The sequence below is a fragment of the Pseudomonadota bacterium genome (assembly GCA_037200975.1).
Taxonomy (GTDB): Bacteria; Pseudomonadota; Gammaproteobacteria; order Steroidobacterales; family Steroidobacteraceae; genus CADEED01.
Genome location: JBBCGI010000001.1, coordinates 381,063 through 400,204 on the forward strand (window position 1 = coordinate 381,063; position 19,142 = coordinate 400,204).

The window sequence follows — 19,142 nt, forward strand, 5'->3', positions numbered from 1 at the left end:
AACGCTCAATGCTGGCGTTCGATCATCATCTTCTTGATCTCGGCAATGGCCTTGGCCGGATTGAGATCCTTCGGACAGGCTTCCGTGCAGTTCATGATGGTGTGGCAGCGGTACAGGCGGAACGGATCTTCGAGTTCGTCGAGACGCTCGCCGGTGGCTTCATCGCGCGAGTCGATGATCCAGCGATATGCCGCCAGCAAGGCTGCCGGCCCGAGATATCGATCGCTGTTCCACCAGTAGCTCGGGCAGGAAGTGGAACAACACGCGCACAGGATGCAGGCCGAGGGCCGGTCGATCTTTTCCTGGTCTTCCTTCGACTGCGGGCGTTCGCGATCCGGTGGCGCGGGCGTGCGTGACTGCAGCCAGGGCTTCACCGCGGCGTACTGCGCGTAGAAATTGGTCAGGTCGGGAACGAGATCCTTCACCACCGGCATGTGCGGCAGTGGATAGATCTTCACATCGCCTTTCACTTCATCGCAGGCCTTGGTGCAGGCCAGTGTGTTCAGACCGCCGATGTTCATCGCGCAGCTGCCACAGATTCCCTCGCGGCAGGAGCGGCGGAAGGTCAGCGTGGAATCGACCTCGTTCTTGATCTTGAGCAACGCGTCGAGAACCATCGGCCCGCAGGCATCCATGTCCACTTCATAGGTGTCCATGCGCGGGTTCTTGCCGGAGTCCGGATCGAATCGGTAGATGACGAATTTGCGCACGCGCCTGGCGCCCGCGGACGCCTTGTGCGTGATGCCGGCGGACTTGTCGATCTTCGAATTGGCGGGCAGCGTGAGCTCGACCATTAGTAAGTCCTCGCCTTGGGCGGAATCGGCTCGACGTCCTTGGTCAGCGTGTTCATGTGGACGGGGCGATATTCGATGCGTGTCTTGCCGGCATCGTCGACCCAGCACAAGGTGTGTTTCTGCCAGTTCACGTCGTCGCGATCCTTGAAGTCTTCGCGTGCATGCGCGCCGCGGCTTTCCTTGCGGTTCTCGGCGCTGACCACCGTGGCCATGGCCTGACCCAACAGGTTGTCGAGCTCGATGGTTTCGACCAGATCCGTGTTCCAGATGAGGCCGCGATCGGCGACCTTCACGTCGGCGAACGACGCATGGGTCTTCGCAAGATCGCGCACGCCCTCGGCGAGCGTCGTGCCGGTGCGGAATACCGCCGCGTCGCGCTGCATGATCTTCTGCATCTCGAGGCGGATCTCGGCGGTGCCGCGCGCACCATTCGCATTGCGGGTCCTGTCGAGGCGCGCAACCGCGAAATCGCCCGCATCTTTCGCCAGCGGCTGATGCGACTGGCCCGGCTTGACGACGGTGGCGGCGTGACGGCCCGCCTCGCGTCCGAACACGACCAGGTCGAGCAGCGAATTGCTGCCGAGCCGGTTCGCACCGTGCACCGACACACACGCGGCTTCACCCACGGCCATGAGCCCCGGCACCACGGTGTCCGGATTGCCATTCTTGAACGTGACCACTTCGCCGTGCACGTTGCAGGGAATTCCGCCCATGTTGTAGTGCACGGTCGGCAACACGGGGATCGGATCCTTGTTGACGTCGACGCCGGCAAAGATGCGCGCGGTCTCGGCGATGCCGGGCAAGCGCGCGTGAATCACCTCGGGCCCGAGGTGTTCGAGATGCAGGTGGATGTGATCCTTGTGTTTGCCGACGCCGCGGCCTTCGCGAATCTCGATGGTCATCGAACGCGAGACCACATCGCGCGATGCGAGGTCCTTCGCGTTCGGCGCGTAACGCTCCATGAAGCGCTCGCCGTCGGAATTGGTGAGATAACCGCCCTCGCCGCGCGACCCTTCGGTGATCAGGCATCCCGAGCCGTAGATACCCGTGGGATGGAACTGCACGAATTCCATGTCCTGCATCGGCAGCCCCGCGCGCAGTGCCATCCCGCCCCCGTCACCCGTGCAGGTGTGGGCCGAGGTGCAGGAGAAATACGCACGGCCGTAACCGCCAGTGGCGAGGATGACGGTATGCGCGCGGTAGCGATGCAGCTTGCCGGTGGCCATGTCGAGCGCCACCACGCCACGGCAGGCGCCGTCCTGCATGATGAGATCGAGCGCGAAATATTCGATGAAAAACTCGGCGTCGTGTTTGATCGACTGCTGATACAACGTATGCAGCATCGCGTGGCCGGTACGGTCCGCCGCCGCGCAGGTGCGATGCGCCGTCCCCTTGCCGTAGTTCGTGGTCATGCCGCCGAACGGGCGTTGATAGATGCGGCCGTCGTTGGTGCGCGAGAACGGCACGCCGTAGTGCTCGAGCTCGATCACCGCCGCGGGCGCTTCCTTGCACATGAACTCGATGGCGTCCTGGTCGCCGAGCCAGTCCGAGCCCTTGATGGTGTCGTAGAAATGAAAACGCCAGTCGTCTTCACCCATATTGCCGAGCGCCGCCGAGATGCCGCCCTGCGCCGCCACCGTGTGGCTGCGGGTGGGAAACACCTTGGTGATGCAGGCGGTAGATAGACCGGCCTCGGCGAGACCCAGCGTCGCGCGTAATCCCGCGCCGCCGGCGCCCACCACGACGACGTCGTAGGTGTGATCGATGAATTCGTACTCTTTGTTCATGTGCGGAATCTATTGGAGCGCCAGCACCAGGAGGGCAAACACCGCGGCGACCGCGGCCGCGACGTGCACGAAGGTCGACAGCAGCAGCAGCACGATCTTGGCCGCCTTGCCGTGCACCCAATCCTCGATAACCACCTGCACGCCGAGCTTCGAATGCAGCGCCAGGGTCAGCACCAGCAGCAGGGCCGGCACCGCCACCCACGGTTGGCCTAACCACCCGCGCATGGCGTCGTACGACTGCAAGGGATGCGTGAGCAGCGAGATGGCGAACCACGCCGTGAGCGGCAGCAGCGCCACCGCGGTCACGCGTTGCAGCCACCAGTGGCCGACACCTTCCCCGGCCGACCCCAACCCGCGCACCTTGCCGAGCGGTGTGCGCAGGCTCATGGCGCGGCCCCGGTCGCCAGCGCCGCGCATCCGAGCCACACGGCGAGCGCCGTCAGCAGCACCGCCGCGACGATCACGACCCGGCCGCTGCGCCGCGCCTGCACACGTTCGAGGCCCCGGCCCGTGTCCCACACCAGGTGCCGGATGCCGTTGCAGAAGTGATAGACGAACGAAAACGTGAAGCCCACCAGCAGTAGTTTGGCGACCGGCGTCGACAGCAGGTGCATGACGCGCGCGTAAGCGTCGGGCCCATCGGCCAGCGCCATCAGCCACCACACGAAGGCGAGGAAACCGAAGGTCGCGGCGACGCCGGTAATGCGATGCAGGATCGACAGCGTCATCGTGTACAGCAGTTTGTACACGCCGAGATGCGGTGAAAGCGGACGCGAGTTCATAACCGGCCTCTAGAAGTCGATGCAGCGGCCATTTCTTTCCCAATCGCCAAAACGCGTGGGCTCGGGCCCCTGCGGGCCGCCCGATTCGGCGGTTTCCTTGCTGAGCGTGGCCGGACGCGCCTGCGAGCCCGGTGCGCCGGCCGGAACGGCAGCGACAACGGCGGGCACATCTACGTCGGAAGGGGCATTCGGCACGGGCGCGAATTCTGCCAGAATCGGTCTCCGACGACCACATGAAACCCCTGCAAAAACAAAGATGAGCAAGCCGCACGCCGTGAACCTTTCGGGTGCGCCCGCTTCCCTGGGCGTGCTCGCGTTCCGCGGACCCGACGCCGCGCGGTTTCTGCAGGGGCAGTTGTCCGCGGACATCGAAAAACTCGACGTGGGTGGCTCCACGCTCGCCGGTTTGCACAATCCACAGGGACGCGTCGTCGCGCTGCTGGCGATCGCGCGCGCTGCGAGCGATGAGTTGTTTGCCGTACTGCCGGCAGAACTGGCGGCGACGGTCGCCCAGCGCCTGCGCAAGTACGTGCTGCGATCGAAACTCAAGATCGAAGAGCCCGGCGACGCGTGGCGTGTCGTGGGTGTCGAGGCGGCCGTCGCCGGGTTTACCGCATTCGCGTGGGGCTCGCGCCGGCTGTTGTTAGTGCCCGCGGAGCAGCTCGAGGATTTCGATTTCACGGCGGAGTCGGCACCGCGCTGGCAAGCCGCCGACATCGCCGAAGGACTGCCGCAGGTGTACGCCGCCACCAGCGAATCGTTCGTCGCGCAGATGCTGAACCTCGATGTGCTCGGCGCGATCGCCTTTGACAAAGGTTGCTACACCGGACAGGAGGTCATCGCGCGCGCCCACTACCGCGGCCGCGTGAAACGCCGCCTGCAACGCTGGTTCACCGATTCGGCCGCGCCACTGCGCGCCGGCGACAGCGCCCGCAGCCTCGATGGACGCACGCTTTCGATCGTGCGCGCAGCGCCCGTGGCGAACGGACAGGAACTGCTGGCGGTGGGACCGTTTGCAACCGGCGAAACAGCGGAAGGCGCGGCGGAACGCGTGACATCCGCCGACGCGGGTGCGCTCGTCGAGGGACCGCTGCCGCTGCCCTATTCCCTGCCGGCGTAATCCGTCAGCGGCGCGCGAACGACACCAGCACCTGCGCGTATTCCGCCGCGCGCGCGGGATTCAGCATCGGGTGGTTGCCTTCGAACTTGTGGCCGCGCGAATTGCGCGCCCGTTCCAGCGCGCGCTGATACGCAGGCGCCAGCGTGTCGGACTCCGAGGTCATCACGAGCACCCGCTGCGAAACCTCACCGAGCCGCGCCAGCACGTCGTAGTTGGGTCTGCCACCGCGCGCGTCGGCCTCGGCGCCCGCGGCGATCGCTTCGTATCCGAGTTCCAGGTAGTCGCGCATCAGTTCATAAACCAGCGGCAACGATTCCTGCGTGAGCTCGAAACCCGGATCCCACTCCTTGAGCGTACGCACACTCACGTCGAACGCGAAGCTGCGATATCCGGCCTCGTCCGCGAGCTTCGGCGAGAGGCCAGCGGTGGGGCCGCTGATCTTGCGCAGCTCCTCGGGCGCAAGCCCCGGAACGCCATCGAGCACGGCACCCGTCACCTGTGTCGGCGAGGCTAACAACATTTCCACCGCGACCGCCGCGCCGAAACGACCGCCGATCACGGTATAGGGCACGGTGTGCAGCGAGCCGCAGGCCTCGAGCACATCGGCGGCGTATTGCTGCACGGTCCAGCCGCGGCAATTCTTGTGCGAGCGCCCGCTGCCGGCGAGATCGAAGGCGATGGCGCGGAACCCCGCGCGCGCCAGGTGCGGCATGACCTGTTCGTACATGCGGCCGCTCGACGGCAGCCACGGCAGCAACACGATGTCGGGTCCCGCACCGCAGGCCCGGAAATGCATCTGCCCCGAAAGTGTGTCCGCGAAACCCACGCGCAGCGGCATGACGGCACGGTCGTGTGCAACTCCTGATCGTTCTCTCATCCAGGCATTCCCTTTATCTGACCGGACGCCGTGCGCGCCGCGGCGCCAAGTGTAACCGTCTTATGGAAAGTGTCTAAAGATCGATTGCTTCGACGCTCTTCGCAGCGATCGACGAACCGAGGAATCGCGCGCCGACCCGCGCGAATCGCTCCGGGCTGTCGGTGGCCAGCAAGCGCAACATCCCGCCGCGCGTGCCGCGTGTCAGCTGGCGCGTCGCGAGCGTGCGTTGCGCGGCGCGCGCCGTCGTTGCGGCCGAATCCACGATGCGGCGCGCCGGGCCGAGTTGCCGCGCGATCGCCTCCGCGAGCAGCGGAAAATGCGTGCAGCCCAGCACCACCGTGTCGACGCGCGCATCGAGGTGCGCGAGATATCGCTGCGCGATCGCGTCGACCGCGGCGCCCTCGCTCCAGCCCTCTTCCGCCAGCGCGACGAAGATCTGGCAGGCGATCTGGGTGACCTGCGCGTCGGGCCGCACCGCTTCGATGGCGCGTTTGTAGGCGCCGCCCTGCACCGTGCCTTCCGTCGCCAGCACGGCGATGCGCCCGCTCGCACTGACTTCGCAGGCCGCACGCGCACCGGGCTCGATGACACCGAGCACCGGCAGCGTCGGAAACCGCTCGCGCAACGCGGGCAGCGCGGTGGCCGAGGCGGTGTTGCAGGCGACGACCAGCGCCTTGATGTCGCGCTCGACCAGCGCTTCGGCGGCGCGCACCGAATAACGCGCCACCGTCGTCGGGCTCTTGGTGCCGTACGGCAGGCGCGCGGTATCCCCGAGGTACAGAAAATCTTCGTGCGGCAGTTCGGCGATCAATGCGCGCAGGACGGTCAGCCCACCCACGCCGGAATCGAATACGCCAATGGGCGCCTCGGTCCGCGGTGTATCCACTAGTCGGACTCGGGGCGCATGTGCGGGAACAGCAGCACGTCGCGGATCGACGGCGCATCCGTGAAGAACATCACCAGCCGGTCGATGCCGACGCCGAGCCCCGCCGTCGGCGGCATGCCGTACTCGAGCGCGCGCACGTAGTCGGCGTCGTAGTACATGGCTTCGTCGTCACCGGCATCCTTGCGCTCCACCTGCGCGCGGAAACGCGCCGCCTGGTCTTCGGCGTCGTTGAGCTCCGAGAAACCGTTGGCGATCTCGCGTCCCGCAATGAAAAATTCGAAGCGATCGGTCAGGAAGGGATCCGCATCATTGGCGCGCGACAACGGGCTCACTTCCGCCGGGTACGCGCACGCGAAAGTCGGCTCGATGAAAGTGTCTTCGGCGTGTTTCTCGAACAGCTCGATCTGCAACTTGCCGGCGCCGTCGCCGGGCTTGAAGGTGATGCCGCTCTTCGCGCACATCTCGCGTAGATAGGCGACATCACGCGCGCGGCCGGTGTCGAAGCCGGGCAGATTCTCCGCGATGGCGTCGATCACGGTGATGCGCTTGAACGGCTTGTCGAGATCGTATTCCCTGCCCTGGTACTGGATCTTGCGGCTGCCGTATACGACGTCGGCGAGACCCTGCATCGCGCGCTCCACCATGACGATGAGGTCCTGGTAGTCCGCGTACGCGACGTACAACTCGAGCATGGTGAATTCGGGGTTGTGCCGCGTCGACACACCCTCGTTGCGGAAATTGCGATTGATCTCGTACACGCGTTCGAGGCCGCCGACCGTCAGTCGCTTGAGGAACAGCTCCGGCGCGATGCGCAGGAACATGTCCATGTCGAGGGCGTTGTGGTGCGTCTTGAACGGCCGCGCGGCCGCGCCGCCCGGAATGGTCTGCAGCATCGGCGTTTCGACTTCGAGGAAATCCATCGAGTCGAGGAAATCGCGCAGGTATCTCAGGATGCGGTTGCGCGTGATGAAGACGTTGCGGCTCTGCTCGTTGACGATCAGGTCCACGTAACGCTGGCGGTAACGCGTATCCACGTCCGCCATGCCGTGCCACTTGTCCGGCAGCGGCCGCAGCGATTTCGTCAGCAGGCGCAGTTCCGCGACGCGCACCGAAAGTTCGCCGGTCTTCGTCTTGAACAAGGTGCCGGTGGCCGCGAGGATGTCGCCGACGTCGTATTTCTTGAACGCTTCGTAGGATTCACCCAACGCATCGCGTTGCAGGAAGATCTGGATCTGCCCGGTGCGGTCCTGCAGCTTGGCGAAGCTGGCCTTGCCCATGATGCGCTGGAACATCATGCGGCCCGCGACGTGCACCCGGACGCTGTTCGTCTCGAACCATTCGGGCGGTTTTGCGCCGTACTCCGCGGCTAACAAAGTCGCCAGGACGTCCCTTCGATAGTCGTTCGGGAATGCGGGCACGCCCGCCGCCTTGGCCGTCTCGCGCCAGGCGGCAAGTTTCGCGCGGCGTTCCGCGATCAGCTTGTTCTCGTCGACGGGCGCCGCTGGCGCGTCGGGCTTCCTGGTCTCTTCGCTCACAGTCCCGCCTTCAAGGATGCTTCGAGGAATGGGTCGAGGTGCCCGTCGAGCACCTTGTTGGTGTCGCCGATCTCGACGTCGGTGCGCAGATCCTTGATGCGCGACTGGTCGAGAACATACGAGCGGATCTGGTTGCCCCAGCTCACGTCGCTCTTGGAGTCTTCGAGCACCTTGGACGCCGCGTTGCGCTTGTTGACTTCCAGCTCGTAGAGCTTCGCCTTCAACATCTTCATCGCCGTCGCGCGGTTCTTGTGCTGGCTGCGTTCGTTCTGGCACGCGACCACGATGCCCGAGGGCTCGTGCGTCAGGCGCACCGCCGATTCGGTCTTGTTCACATGCTGGCCGCCCGCGCCGCTCGACCGGTACACATCCATCTTGATGTCGGCCGGATTCAGATCGACCTTGATGTCGTCGTCGACTTCGGGCGAGACGAACACGGACGCGAACGAGGTGTGGCGGCGATTGCCTGAATCGAACGGCGACTTGCGCACCAGCCGATGCACGCCGATCTCGGTGCGCAACCAACCATAGGCATAGTCACCCTTGATCTCGATGGTGGCGCTCTTCATGCCCGCCACTTCGCCCGGCTGCGAATCGATGACCTCGGCGTCGAAACCGCGCGCCGCCGCCCATTTGAGGTACATGCGCAGCAGCATCTGCGCCCAGTCCTGCGCTTCGGTGCCGCCGGCACCGGCCTGAATGTCGAGGAAGGCGTTGTGCGAATCCATCTCGCCCCGGAACATGCGCTTGAATTCGAGCTTGCGCACCTCGGTTTCGAGCTTGCCGGCGTCGCGTTCGATCTCACCCGCCATGGCTTCGTCGTTCTCGCCTTCGGCGAGTTCGAGCAGTTCACTGGCGCTGACAATCGCGCCGGTCGTCTTGTCCATGTCCGCGATCTCGGTGGTGAGACGCGCGCGTTCCTTGCCCATCTCCTGGGCGCGCTCGGGCTTGTTCCAGATGTTGGGGTCTTCGAGCTCGCGGCTTACTTCTTCCAGCCGCTCTTTCTTGTTGTCGTACTCAAAGAAACCCCCTCAAGGAAGACATACGTTCCTCGAGATCTTTGAGCTGACGCTTCAGCATGTTGATTTCCATGGGCGCGGAGTCTACTTGAGCGGGCGCTCCATGAATATCGACAACGGGTCGGGTTTGTAGGGCGGAAACGCCGGGATCTCCTTGAAACCCGCGCGGCGATAGAGCTTGAGCGCGCCGACGCTGACATTGCCGGTTTCGAGCCGGGCCAGCGGCAATCCTTCGGCACGCGCCCAGTCGAGCAGTTTGACGAGCAACGTCAGTGCAATGCCGCCGCCGCGCGCCCTGGGCTTGAGATACATGCGTTTGAGCTCCGCCCATCCGCCGCAGTTCTTGGCCGCGCCGCAGCCGACCAGCTCACCTTCCTGGATGACGACCAGGAACACGCTCTTTGCTCCAGCCAGGGCCTCCGGCGGGTCGAAATGATTGCTCTCCGCCGGGTACAGCGCCGTGTGGAACGCATCGAGCTCCGCGATCAACGCGCGCACGCCAGGATCCCGCGGGTCGCCGGCGCGGATGAAGTAGTTAGTGGCCGGGATGGTCATTGCAGCAGGTGATCCACCAGCAGCTGCAGCCGGCGCTCACCCTTGTATTCGTTGATGTCGAGGCGGTAGACCAGCCGCACGTCGCCCTCGGGCAATGCCCGGCTCTCGTCGGTGCCTTTGAAATTGAACGCGATGGCATCGAAGCTGCGCGCCTGGTCGGCGGTGGTGAGCCACAGCTTCAGGTGTTTGTCGCCCACGACGCGCGCGTTCCTGATCGCGAACACGCCGTCGAAGCACGGCTCGGGAAACGCCTGCCCCCAGGGCCCGCCTTCGCGCAGCGCCTGCGCCGTTTCCAGCGCGATCTCGTCGCTCGACAACTCGCCATCGGTTTCGACGCGGTTGGAAGGAATCGATGGGTCGCGCCAGCGCGTGATCTCTTCGTCGAACGCCCGCGCGAACGCGTCGAGGTGCCGCTCTTCGATCGTGAGGCCGGCCGCCATGGCATGCCCGCCGAAACGATTGATGAGCTCGGGATGGCGCGTCGCGATGCCGTCGAGCACGTCGCGGATGTGGATGCCCTGCACCGAACGCGCCGAGCCCCTCAAACTACCGTCGGCGTTGCGCGCGAACGCGATCACGGGACGTCGCACGCGGTCCTTGATGCGGCTCGCGACGAGGCCGACCACGCCCTGGTGCCAGGCGGCGTCGAACAGGCAGACACCCTGGCGCGAGGCGCCTTCGCCCGGATCGCGCAGACCGCTGACCGCGGCCAGCGCCGCGCCTTGCATCGCGGCTTCGATCTGGCGCCGTTCCGTATTCAACTGGTCGAGACGCGTGGCCAGCGCCACTGCTTCGGCATCGTCGTCGGCCAAGAGGCAGCGGATGCCGATCGACATGTCGTCGAGCCGGCCCGCCGCGTTGAGCCGCGGCCCGATGGCGAACCCCAGGTCGGCGGCCGTCAGCGCGGACGCGTTGCGTTGACCGATCGCGAGCAGCGCCCGGATGCCGGCGATGGCGCGGCCGGCGCGAATCCGGCGGATACCCTGCGAGACGAGCACGCGGTTGTTCACATCGAGCGGCACCAGGTCCGCCACCGTGCCGAGCGCCACGAGATCCAGGAAATCGGTGACCGGCGGCTGGACGACGGTGCCGCGTTGGTCGAGCGCGCGCCGCACAGCGGCCATCACGTAGAAGGCCACGCCCACGCCCGCGAGCGCGCGCGAGCCGAAGCGGCTGCCGGGCACGTTGGGATTCACGATCACATCCGCCGCGGGCAATTCGGCGCCCGGCAGATGATGGTCGGTGATCAACACCTGGATGCCGCGCGCGCGCGCGGCGGCGACACCGGCATTGCTCGAGATGCCGTTGTCCACCGTAATAATGAGTGACGGCGCGCGCTCGGCAGCGATGCCGACGATCTCCGGCGTCAGGCCATAGCCGAATTCGAAGCGATTCGGCACCAGGAAGTCGACGTGGGAAAAACCCCAGGCGCGCAGGCATCGCACGATCAACGCCGTGCTGGTCGCGCCGTCGGCGTCGAAGTCGCCGATCACGAGAATGCGGCGCTCGCGGTGTGCGAGCGTCAACGCCACCGCGGCTTCGACGCTCTCGAGAGAACCCACGGGCACCAGTCTGTCCAGCGTGAGCGCGAGGTCGGCGGAATCGCGCACGCCGCGCGCCGCGTAGGCACGCCGCAGCACCGGATGCAGGCGGGCATCGCCGATCTCGTTGTGTGTGGCCGTGCGCCGTTCGATGACCAATTGCATGACGGGCGATTATGCCTTCGCGCGGGCGGTCTGCTTGAGCTGCGAGAGCCACGACCTGCGTCTGCGCCAGATGCGCCAGCCGGGCCGGGCCGCGATGCGAAACCAGCGGTCGTTGGCGACGATATCGAGCGTGTCCAACGCGCCCCTGTTCAATGCGGCACGCGCGGCCGCGAACCACGCCGCATCAAGCGCCTGCAATGACTCGCGCGCCGTGCCATTGATGGGTGTGACTTCGACGAGCGCGCGGTCGGACGCAGAGTTCAGCGCGTGGAAACTTTCGGGCATGTCCGCAGCCGGCGCGCCCGTCGTTGCGCGTGCCAGCCCCAGAAAAGCCGGATCGTCACCGCAGAAGTGCAGTGACGACGCGGCAGCTTGCGGCGACGAAGGCGGCACGGATGCAGCGCCCCCACCACCCCACAGCCACAACGCCGACAACCGCGGCAACCCGGCGCGTTCCCGCGCGACATTGCTTGCCGAACCATGCATCCACATTTCGATTTCCGAGGCGAGCCGGCGCAGTTCGCGCGCGGGCTGCCCGGACGGCAACGCCCGGCCGATGTCGACGTCGAGCAGGCGCGCGGGGTCGGTGGTCGTGACGGCCGCGGGCGCCAGGCCCGTCAGCAGAAAGCCGCGCGCACCCGCGTCGTGCAGCGCATGGGGCGCGAACGCTCGCGCAAACTCCGCGCGCCATTTGGCGCGTTCGTCGGCCGCGAGCCGCGGCAGGCCACGCTCGAGCAGCCGGACGTGATCGAGCCGCGCTTCCAGCCGCACTGGAGTCGCCAGCCAGACGGCGTCGCTCGAGATCGGCGGTGGCAGTTCGTACGCCGCCAGCGCCGCGGCGCTGAGCGCCGCGAGATCCGGGCGCCCGAGGTCCGCCGCGAGGCTGCGACGCCAATCGGCGATACGGGTGACCTGCGCAAATCGCAGCAGTCCCTCGAGATGGGGCAGTTCGAGCGGAACGGTCGCGTCGGCCGCGGCTTCCTCCGGCAGGTAGAGGTCGGAGAGAATCAGCGTCAGCCTTCGCATGGCGCTATCGTAACGGACCGATGAAATTCACTCAGCAAAGCCCGCACGGGATCAACCTCATCCGCCGCTACGGTGCGGACTTCATCACGCTCGGCGAGGAAGATATTCGCGTGAGTTGCCTGGTCACCGCGGCAACGCTCACGCGCGAGTGGCCACCGCGCACGATCGAAGAGCTCAAGGTGGAGCACCTGTTGCCGGTGTTCGAGCTTGCGCCCGAGGTCGTGGTGCTCGCGACCGGCGCTCAACAGAAGTTTCCACGCGCCGCGCTGCGCGCGGAATTCGCGACACGCCGGATCGGTCTCGAGGTGATGGAAATCGGTGCGGCCTGCCGCACCTACAACGTGCTGGTGGGCGAGGAGCGCAAGGTGCTGGCGGCGATTCTGCTTCCGTCTGCGTCGGGCCCCGTGAAGGGATCCGAGTGAAAGCACAGGGGGAGAAAGTTGTTTAGCGAGGCCAATGGTTCGAAGCTGACAGACTCGAATTACTGGCGAATTTTTTTTCTTCTTTTCGGCGACTTCTTCTTATTGCCGCGACTTCCCCGTTCTCCCCTGTGCCTTCATCCGGAGCCCCTCGAATTTTCGGGGATCCTCTGTCGGCGAGCGGCGACATGAAAACATGTTAAATGCTGACTGACAAGGCTTACGCCTAATGGGCTCACAACCTGTCGCCGAATGCCGGCACGTCGACCTAACAAAAACAAATACTTACAGGACATTCCGTATTCGAGAATTTACTCGAATACTGTGGCGCAGCGTCATCAGCCCAGCCCTCCGAGCATCGGCACGAAGGCGACCTTGCCCAGCACTTCGCGCTCGATGTGTTCGTCGCGCCGCGTGAAGCGGATGAGTTGCTGCGCGCCCTCCGGGCCCACCGGCACGATCAGCCGTCCCTTGTTAGCCAGCTGCGCGAACAACGCCTCGGGCACCGCCAGCGGCGCCGCCGCGACGAGGATGCCGTCGAAAGGTTTCTGCGATTTCCAGCCGACAAATCCATCGCCGTGTTTGAGCATCACGTTCTTGACGCCGAGCTCCTTGAGCGTGGCCTTCGCGCGCTTGGAGAGCGGCCCGATGCGTTCGATGGAATAGATCTTCCGCACCAGCGGCGCGAGCACCGCAGTCTGGTAGCCGCAACCAGTGCCGACTTCGAGCACCTTGCCGACCTTGCGGCCGCCTTCGAGCAGCGCCTCGGTCATGCGCGCCACGATGTAGGGCTGCGAGATCGTCTGGCGGAAACCGATCGGCAGCGCCGTGTCTTCATACGCACGGCTCGCCAGCGCTTCGTCGACGAAGATGTGGCGCGGCACGTTGCGGATGCGATCGAGCACCGAAAGGTTCGCGATGCCCTGCTCCTGCAGACGCTGGATCAGGCGATCCCGCGTGCGCGCGGACGTCATGCCGATGCCCGCGTTGCGATTCTCGGTCACGCGCCGACCCAGCTGCGCAGGCGATCGAGCTCGGCGTGATTCGTCAGATCCACCGTGAGCGGCGTGACCGAAACGAAGCCCGCGGCGACGGCGTGAAAATCGGTGCCCGGTCCCGCGTCCTGGCTCTTGCCCGCCGGCCCGACCCAGTAGACCGGACGGCCGCGCGGATCTTCGGCCCGCAGGACTTTCTCCGAGCGATGCCGATTGCCGAGACGTGTGACCTGGACGCCCTTCACCGCGGCGATTGGAATGTTGGGGACGTTGACGTTGAGAATGGTGGCGCGCCCCAGCGCCTGGACGATCGGCGCGGCGATCAGCTTTTCGACGATCAGGCGCGCGAAGTGCCCAGCGGTTTCGAAATGGCGTGTGTCCTCACCACGCAATCCGTCGGTGTTGAGCGAGATCGCCACCGCGGGTTTGCCCAGATGACGGCCTTCGGTGGCCGCGGCAACCGTGCCGGAATACAACACGTCGTCGCCGAGATTGGCGCCGTCGTTGATGCCGGAGACCACCATGTCGGGCTCGAACGGAAACAGGCCGGAGATCGCCAGGTGCACGCAATCGGTCGGCGTGCCGCCCTGCAGGAAATACACATCGTCCTGGGCTTTTTCCACGCGCAGCGGCATGTCGAGTGTGAGGGAATTGCTGGCACCGCTGCGATTGCGGTCCGGTGCGACCACCGTCAGATCGCCGAGCCCCTGCAGCGCGTCGCGCAGCGCGAGGATGCCGCGGGCGCGGTAACCGTCGTCGTTGGATATGAGGATTCGCACCGGCGCGCAATATACTCAATGCGTCAACGCGGAGGTAGCTTGAACGGCAAACGCACCGATCCGGACACGGATCTGTTTCGTGAGGCCATGAGCGACGTGAAGCCGATCAAGGCGCGCGCGCGTGTGCCCGCCGCACGCCGCAAGCCGCCCGCGCGCGCGCGTTTCACCGCCGCGGACCGCGCGCTGGTACTGGTGGAAAGCCTGCAGGGCTTTGGCGAAGGCGAGATCGGCGATTCAGGCGACGAGATTTCGTTTCGCCGCCCCGGCGTGCAGGACGGAGTGCTGCGGAAACTGAAGCGCGGCGAATATCGCGTCGAGGAAATCTGCGATCTGCACGGCCTGCGCGCCGATGAAGCCAAGGCGGCGTTGCGCCAATTCCTCGCAGACGCATTGGCCCACAACCTGCGTTGCGTCCGCATCATTCACGGCAAGGGGATGGGCTCGGGGCCGAAAGGCCCGGTGCTGAAGGTGGCGGTGAACATGATCCTGCGCAAGACCGCGCCGGTGCTCGCGTTCATCTCCGCGCGCCGCGTCGATGGCGGCACCGGCGCCATCAACGTATTGCTGTCTAACCAGTCGCGCGCGAAGTCCTGAACGCGCTAACTCTTCTTCGTGAAGGCCTGCTGGAGGCGCTCCTGCGTCGCCGGCACGAACCATTTCTCGGCTGCCATGGCGCCGAACTCGCGTTCCTGCAACAGATACTGACCGGGCTTGCCATAGAGATCGATGAGGTCGCGGCGCGTCAGTTCGCGCGTGCGCAGCATGATTTCACGCGGCAGCGCGCAGAATTCGCGCGCCATGGTCAACGATCGCGCGACGACTTCGCCCGGATCGCACAACTCGTCGACCAACCCGATCCGCAGCGCGGTGTCCGGGTCCATCAACGCGCCGCGGGTCAGGAATTGCGCCGCGTGACCGCCCGCCAGGCGTCTGAACGCGCCCAGGATCAACGCACCGGGAAACAGGCCGACCTGCACCTCGTTCAATCCCAGCCGGAAGTTGCCCTGCGCCATCACGCGGTAATCGCCGTGCACGGCGAGCACCGTGCCGCCCGCGGGCGAGTGACCGGTGATACCCATGATCACCGGCATGGGCGACATCGCCAGCGCGCGTCCGGTGCGCCACAGCTCGACAAAGGTCGCGGTGACACCGTCGCGATCGAGCGTAAGCATGCCGCGCACGTCGAGCCCGGCCGAAAAGAGTCCGGTCTGGCCGGTGATGATCACGGCGGCCGCGTTCTTCGCCGCCAGCAGCGCCGCCTGGATACCGCGCAGCAGTTCGGCATTCAGCGCGTTCACCGGCGGACGGGCGAGCCGGATCTCGCGGATGAACGCCTCGCCCGGCGCGGCGTCGGCGCTCACGGCGTGATCGGTCGTTTCGAGCATGGTCATTCCCCCGCTTCGGCCGCCGCGATGATCTCGCGAAGCACGGTCGTCGCAAAACTTCCCGCGGACAACGCGAACCGGACGCGCAACACGCCGTCGGCGTATTCATGTTCCAGCTCCCGCACGCGGATACGCAGCGCGCGCCGTTCGGATTTCATGCGCTCCTGCGCGATCACCGCCAGCGCCTCGGGAAACCCGGCGGCCACCCGCTCCTCGAACGCGAGCACCTCGCCACCGGCCAGCGATACGCCCTCGCCCCACAGCGGCGCGGTGGGATGCAGGTCGAGCGAGGTGCAGCGCTGCTGGAGCTCGGCGTCCGCGGTTTCTACGGCGAACACACTGCCGCGGCCGTCGAGGTTGGCGACATCACCGGGCAGCAGCTTGTTCCAGGAGTTGCCGGCGACACGTTCGGCCAGGATGGCGTTGAAGATGACGCTGCGCGCCGCCGACAACATGAAGCCTTGCGCGGAGCGATCGCGCGGCCGCGGACGTTCGCCGCGCGCGAGCTGATCTGCGAGCGCCAGCACCTGAGCCAGGTTGCCCGCGTCGCGGCCGAAACGCTGCGCGCCGAAATAGTTAGGCGCGCCGCCGGCATCGAGGTGTGCCATGCGCTCCTCCAATACGCCAGGATCGCAGGCCAGTCCGCGCACCGTGATGACGAAGCGGTTCCCTTCGAGCGCGCCGCGCGGCAATTTGCGCTGGTGCGGGGCGGCGCTGAGAACTTCGAATCCGTCGCCGCTCACACCCGCGAAGTCCGCCGCGTCGCGCTTGCCGCGCGGCACGGTGAAGTACTGGGTGGTCACCGCGTTGCGATCCTTGAGGCCGGCAAAGCCCACGTCGAAGGGTTTGCAGCCCGCGGCCCGCGCCAGCTCGCGCGCGACCCATTCGGTGTTGGCGCCCCGTTTGCGCACCTGCAGCAGCGCGTGCGGGCCCTCGCCGCCCGCGCCGAACCCTAGGATTTCATCGACCTGAAAATCTTCGGGCGCGGCCCGCAAGACGCCCACGCCGAGCGGTTCACCCCAGGCGGTCGGCGGCGTCAGCGCCGCGCGGCGCCAGGCATCGGGAACCATCAGGGCTTGTCGGTAGCCGGCTCTAACAACACGATGGCCTGCGCGGCCAGCCCCTCGTTGCGGCCGACGAAGCCCAGGTGTTCGGTCGTGGTCGCCTTGATGTTCACCTGGTTCTCCGTGACCCCCAGCATCTGCGCCAGCGAGCGGCGGATTTCGAGACGGTAGGGTGAAACCTTCGGCGCCTGCGCCAGCAGCGTGATGTCCACGTTGCCGATCCTGAACTTGCGCACGCTCAGCATCTCGAGACACGACGCGACGAAGCGGCGGCTGTCGGCGCCCTTCCACAACGGGTCGGTGTCCGGAAAATGCATGCCGATGTCGCCGAGGCCCGCCGCCCCTAACAAGGCGTCGCACAGGGCGTGTAACACGACATCGCCGTCGCTGTGCGCGACCACCCCGCGCGTGTGCGGGATACGTACCCCGCCGAGCACGATGGAATCGCCGGGACCGAAGGCATGCACGTCAAAACCCGAACCTATACGCATCAGTGGTGCTCCAGGCGCAGCTTCAGAATGGCGGCGGCGAGCGCGAGATCGTCCGCCGTGGTGACCTTGATGTTATCCGCCCGCCCGGCGATGAGTCGCGGGCGCAAACCCGCCCACTCCATGGCCTGCGCCTCGTCGGTGGGGATGCGGCCGGCCGAAATCGCCGCCTCGAGCGCGCGCAATAACGGCCCGGCGCGGAACACCTGCGGCGTCGCGGCGCGCCACAGGCCGGATCGGTCGAGGGTCACCGCAACCTCGCCAGGCATCGTATCGCCGGCGCGCTTCAACGTATCGGCGAGCGGCACGGCTAACAACCCACCCACGGCGTGCGACTCGAGCTCGGTCTTGAGCATGCCGAGATCGGCACTGGTGAAACACGGGCGCGCGGCGTCATGCACCATGATCCAGTCGTCGTCGCGCAGTCGCGCGGTGAGGGCACGCAGGGCATTGCGGACCGAGTGCGCGCGCTGCTCCCCTCCTGCCGCCGTTTCGACCAGGCGCGTGTGCCGCGCCGCCACGGCCGGCCACAGCGCATCGTCCGCCGCGATCGCAACCACGATACCCGCGCAATCCGCATCCGCCTCGAAAGCCGCGAGCGCGTGCTCGACCACCGTCGCACCTTCGAGCGCGGCGTATTGCTTTGGCACCTGCGATGAGAACCGCCGGCCGCTGCCCGCGGCCGGGATGATCGAGAAGTAACGCATCGGGGGCGGAGATTACCGCGTGACGTCGGCTCAGCGCGCGGCGGTTTGCCTGCGTTGCCCGGTTTGAGCGGGCGCGGTGCGCAAGGGCCGGACCGGAACCACCTGATAGAAGGTTTCGTTGCGCCCGATCATGCCGAGCTCGCTGCGCGCGCGCTCCTCGATGGCGGACATACCCGCCTTCAGATCGGCGACTTCCGCGATCAACTGCTGGTTACGCGCCGTGAGTTCGCTGTTCTCGGACTTCTGCGTCTCGACCGCATCCGACAGCCGGGAAACTTCGCGCACGCCGTCGGCGGACAGCCAGAGCCGGTACTGAAGCATCAGCACGAGCGCAATCAACGCCGCGCCCAGCCACTTTATCGGCATGTTTTAAAGGGTTTGCCCATGACCAGTAGACTAAACTAAACTAAGTTCACTGTGAAGACCGGCAAGATAAACATTCACGAGGCCAAGACGCACCTTTCGCGCCTGGTCGAAGACGTCGCGAGCGGTCACGAGGTGTTGATCGCCAAGGGTGGCCGCGCCATGGCGCGGCTGGTGCCGCTGCGCCGCGACGAAACCCCACGCCGTCCGGGCGCGCTCAAGGGCAAGCTGCGCATCGACGACAACTTCGAACGGCCGTGGATCGAGTTCGCGCCCGCCTGACCGGCCGCCCTCCCCTGCCCCGCCATTTCATGCGCCTGTTACTCGATACGCAGATCTATCTCTGGTGGCTGGCGGACTCGCGCAAGCTCAAGCCGGCGCTGCGCGAACGCATCGAGGATGCTGACGAGGTGTTCGTGAGCGCCGCTTCGATCGTCGAGTGTGAGCAGAAGATCGCGGCCGGGTTGCTCGAAGGCGATCCGCAGGAACTGGTGCGCGGCATCAAGGCCAGCGGCTTCACCGAGTTGCCGGTGCGCGCGCGCCCGGCCGCCGCGGCCGCGGCGCTCAAGCCCGTCGACGGCAGCGACTTCTTCGATCGACTGCTGGTCGCGCAGGCCATGAGCGAGCCGCTGCGATTCCTGACCGCCAACCCGGCGCTGGCGCAGTACTCCGAGCTGGTCGAAGTCGGCTAATTTGCGCGGGAATGTTAGTCTCGCGCCTCAACCCACGAGGAGCGATGCCATGAGCAAGGGAATGGACCAGAAGAAGAGCGTCAAGAAGAAGGCTGCGAAGTCTTTCGACGAGAAACGCGCTGCGAAGAAGGCCAAGAAAGCCGAGAAGCAATTCCTGCAGCGC

At 66.1% G+C, this 19,142-nt stretch carries 24 protein-coding genes; 5 read left to right on the forward strand and 19 right to left on the reverse strand.

Going from position 1 to position 19,142, the window contains the following annotated elements; translation table 11 throughout:
* Positions 1 to 5: 5 nt before the first annotated feature.
* The 5 genes from WDO72_01700 to WDO72_01720 are packed head-to-tail and all read right to left on the reverse strand — an operon-like array spanning position 6 to position 3,558.
* On the reverse strand, positions 6 to 794 hold the full coding sequence (locus WDO72_01700) for a succinate dehydrogenase iron-sulfur subunit (GenBank protein ID MEJ0084370.1): 789 nt from the start codon (positions 792 to 794) through the stop codon (positions 6 to 8).
* Positions 794 to 2,581 carry a succinate dehydrogenase flavoprotein subunit gene (gene sdhA, locus WDO72_01705; protein MEJ0084371.1) on the reverse strand — a complete coding sequence of 596 codons (1,788 nt, stop codon included), beginning with the start codon at positions 2,579 to 2,581 and terminating at the stop codon, positions 794 to 796. The genes WDO72_01700 and sdhA overlap by 1 nt, the downstream gene beginning before the upstream one ends.
* A gap of 9 nt (positions 2,582 to 2,590) precedes the next feature.
* Complete coding sequence (sdhD, locus tag WDO72_01710; GenBank protein MEJ0084372.1) at positions 2,591 to 2,968, reverse strand: succinate dehydrogenase, hydrophobic membrane anchor protein; 378 nt, start codon at positions 2,966 to 2,968, stop codon at positions 2,591 to 2,593.
* Positions 2,965 to 3,363, reverse strand: coding sequence for a succinate dehydrogenase, cytochrome b556 subunit (gene sdhC, locus WDO72_01715; GenBank protein ID MEJ0084373.1), 399 nt, complete (start codon positions 3,361 to 3,363; stop codon positions 2,965 to 2,967). Before sdhC ends, sdhD begins: the two co-directional genes overlap by 4 nt.
* Positions 3,364 to 3,372: 9 nt before the next feature.
* The gene (locus tag WDO72_01720; GenBank protein ID MEJ0084374.1) at positions 3,373 to 3,558 is read right to left on the reverse strand and encodes a succinate dehydrogenase assembly factor 4; all 186 of its coding nucleotides are present in this window, start codon (positions 3,556 to 3,558) and stop codon (positions 3,373 to 3,375) included.
* A gap of 61 nt (positions 3,559 to 3,619) precedes the next feature.
* Between WDO72_01720 and WDO72_01725 the strand changes: the two genes are divergently transcribed.
* Positions 3,620 to 4,483, forward strand: coding sequence for a hypothetical protein (locus tag WDO72_01725; GenBank protein MEJ0084375.1), 864 nt, complete (start codon positions 3,620 to 3,622; stop codon positions 4,481 to 4,483).
* 4 nt (positions 4,484 to 4,487) lie between these two features.
* Here the strand turns inward: WDO72_01725 and WDO72_01730 are convergent, their stop codons facing one another.
* From WDO72_01730 to WDO72_01760, 7 genes are all read right to left on the reverse strand, one after another.
* Complete coding sequence (locus WDO72_01730) at positions 4,488 to 5,360, reverse strand: alpha/beta hydrolase (protein ID MEJ0084376.1); 873 nt, start codon at positions 5,358 to 5,360, stop codon at positions 4,488 to 4,490.
* Positions 5,361 to 5,433: 73 nt separating this feature from the next.
* The gene (gene murI, locus WDO72_01735) at positions 5,434 to 6,246 is read right to left on the reverse strand and encodes a glutamate racemase (GenBank protein ID MEJ0084377.1); all 813 of its coding nucleotides are present in this window, start codon (positions 6,244 to 6,246) and stop codon (positions 5,434 to 5,436) included.
* Positions 6,246 to 7,781, reverse strand: a complete 1,536-nt coding sequence (gene lysS, locus WDO72_01740; GenBank protein ID MEJ0084378.1) for a lysine--tRNA ligase — start codon at positions 7,779 to 7,781, stop codon at positions 6,246 to 6,248. Before lysS ends, murI begins: the two co-directional genes overlap by 1 nt.
* Positions 7,778 to 8,873 (reverse strand): peptide chain release factor 2 gene (gene prfB, locus WDO72_01745; protein MEJ0084379.1). Its coding sequence is split into 2 segments (ribosomal slippage): positions 7,778 to 8,800 and positions 8,802 to 8,873, totalling 1,095 coding nucleotides; the frame shifts between segments, so codons are not numbered across the junction. The genes lysS and prfB overlap by 4 nt, the downstream gene beginning before the upstream one ends.
* An 11-nt stretch (positions 8,874 to 8,884) precedes the next feature.
* On the reverse strand, positions 8,885 to 9,355 hold the full coding sequence (locus WDO72_01750; protein ID MEJ0084380.1) for a GNAT family N-acetyltransferase: 471 nt from the start codon (positions 9,353 to 9,355) through the stop codon (positions 8,885 to 8,887).
* On the reverse strand, positions 9,352 to 11,061 hold the full coding sequence (gene recJ / locus WDO72_01755) for a single-stranded-DNA-specific exonuclease RecJ (GenBank protein MEJ0084381.1): 1,710 nt from the start codon (positions 11,059 to 11,061) through the stop codon (positions 9,352 to 9,354). The genes WDO72_01750 and recJ overlap by 4 nt, the downstream gene beginning before the upstream one ends.
* Positions 11,062 to 11,070: 9 nt before the next feature.
* Entirely contained in the window at positions 11,071 to 12,087 is a 1,017-nt protein-coding gene (locus tag WDO72_01760; GenBank protein MEJ0084382.1) for a hypothetical protein, read from the reverse strand.
* 20 nt (positions 12,088 to 12,107) lie between these two features.
* Between WDO72_01760 and WDO72_01765 the strand changes: the two genes are divergently transcribed.
* A complete protein-coding gene (locus tag WDO72_01765) occupies positions 12,108 to 12,509 on the forward strand; it encodes an MTH938/NDUFAF3 family protein (protein MEJ0084383.1) in 402 nt (133 codons plus the stop codon).
* 335 nt (positions 12,510 to 12,844) lie between these two features.
* Here WDO72_01765 and WDO72_01770 read toward each other — a convergent pair whose 3' ends face one another.
* Positions 12,845 to 13,480: a protein-L-isoaspartate(D-aspartate) O-methyltransferase gene (locus WDO72_01770; GenBank protein MEJ0084384.1), complete on the reverse strand. Its 636-nt coding sequence runs from the start codon at positions 13,478 to 13,480 to the stop codon at positions 12,845 to 12,847.
* 26 nt (positions 13,481 to 13,506) lie between these two features.
* Positions 13,507 to 14,280 carry a 5'/3'-nucleotidase SurE gene (gene surE, locus WDO72_01775; GenBank protein MEJ0084385.1) on the reverse strand — a complete coding sequence of 258 codons (774 nt, stop codon included), beginning with the start codon at positions 14,278 to 14,280 and terminating at the stop codon, positions 13,507 to 13,509.
* 39 nt (positions 14,281 to 14,319) lie between these two features.
* Between surE and WDO72_01780 the strand changes: the two genes are divergently transcribed.
* Positions 14,320 to 14,874: a Smr/MutS family protein gene (locus tag WDO72_01780; GenBank protein ID MEJ0084386.1), complete on the forward strand. Its 555-nt coding sequence runs from the start codon at positions 14,320 to 14,322 to the stop codon at positions 14,872 to 14,874.
* Positions 14,875 to 14,879: 5 nt separating this feature from the next.
* On the opposite strand, the gene WDO72_01785 is transcribed toward WDO72_01780, so the two are convergent.
* Genes WDO72_01785 through ftsB form a run of 5 tightly spaced genes read right to left on the reverse strand, consistent with a single transcriptional unit; the run spans position 14,880 to position 18,290 of the window.
* Entirely contained in the window at positions 14,880 to 15,665 is a 786-nt protein-coding gene (locus tag WDO72_01785; protein ID MEJ0084387.1) for an enoyl-CoA hydratase/isomerase family protein, read from the reverse strand.
* 2 nt (positions 15,666 to 15,667) lie between these two features.
* Positions 15,668 to 16,735: a tRNA pseudouridine(13) synthase TruD gene (locus WDO72_01790; GenBank protein MEJ0084388.1), complete on the reverse strand. Its 1,068-nt coding sequence runs from the start codon at positions 16,733 to 16,735 to the stop codon at positions 15,668 to 15,670.
* Complete coding sequence (gene ispF / locus WDO72_01795; GenBank protein MEJ0084389.1) at positions 16,735 to 17,220, reverse strand: 2-C-methyl-D-erythritol 2,4-cyclodiphosphate synthase; 486 nt, start codon at positions 17,218 to 17,220, stop codon at positions 16,735 to 16,737. Before ispF ends, WDO72_01790 begins: the two co-directional genes overlap by 1 nt.
* On the reverse strand, positions 17,220 to 17,924 hold the full coding sequence (gene ispD / locus WDO72_01800) for a 2-C-methyl-D-erythritol 4-phosphate cytidylyltransferase (GenBank protein ID MEJ0084390.1): 705 nt from the start codon (positions 17,922 to 17,924) through the stop codon (positions 17,220 to 17,222). The genes ispF and ispD overlap by 1 nt, the downstream gene beginning before the upstream one ends.
* A 30-nt stretch (positions 17,925 to 17,954) precedes the next feature.
* Positions 17,955 to 18,290 carry a cell division protein FtsB gene (gene ftsB, locus WDO72_01805; GenBank protein MEJ0084391.1) on the reverse strand — a complete coding sequence of 112 codons (336 nt, stop codon included), beginning with the start codon at positions 18,288 to 18,290 and terminating at the stop codon, positions 17,955 to 17,957.
* 51 nt (positions 18,291 to 18,341) lie between these two features.
* Between ftsB and WDO72_01810 the strand changes: the two genes are divergently transcribed.
* Complete coding sequence (locus WDO72_01810) at positions 18,342 to 18,569, forward strand: type II toxin-antitoxin system prevent-host-death family antitoxin (GenBank protein MEJ0084392.1); 228 nt, start codon at positions 18,342 to 18,344, stop codon at positions 18,567 to 18,569.
* Positions 18,570 to 18,598: 29 nt separating this feature from the next.
* Positions 18,599 to 18,979: a type II toxin-antitoxin system VapC family toxin gene (locus WDO72_01815; GenBank protein MEJ0084393.1), complete on the forward strand. Its 381-nt coding sequence runs from the start codon at positions 18,599 to 18,601 to the stop codon at positions 18,977 to 18,979.
* Positions 18,980 to 19,142 lie beyond the last annotated feature (163 nt).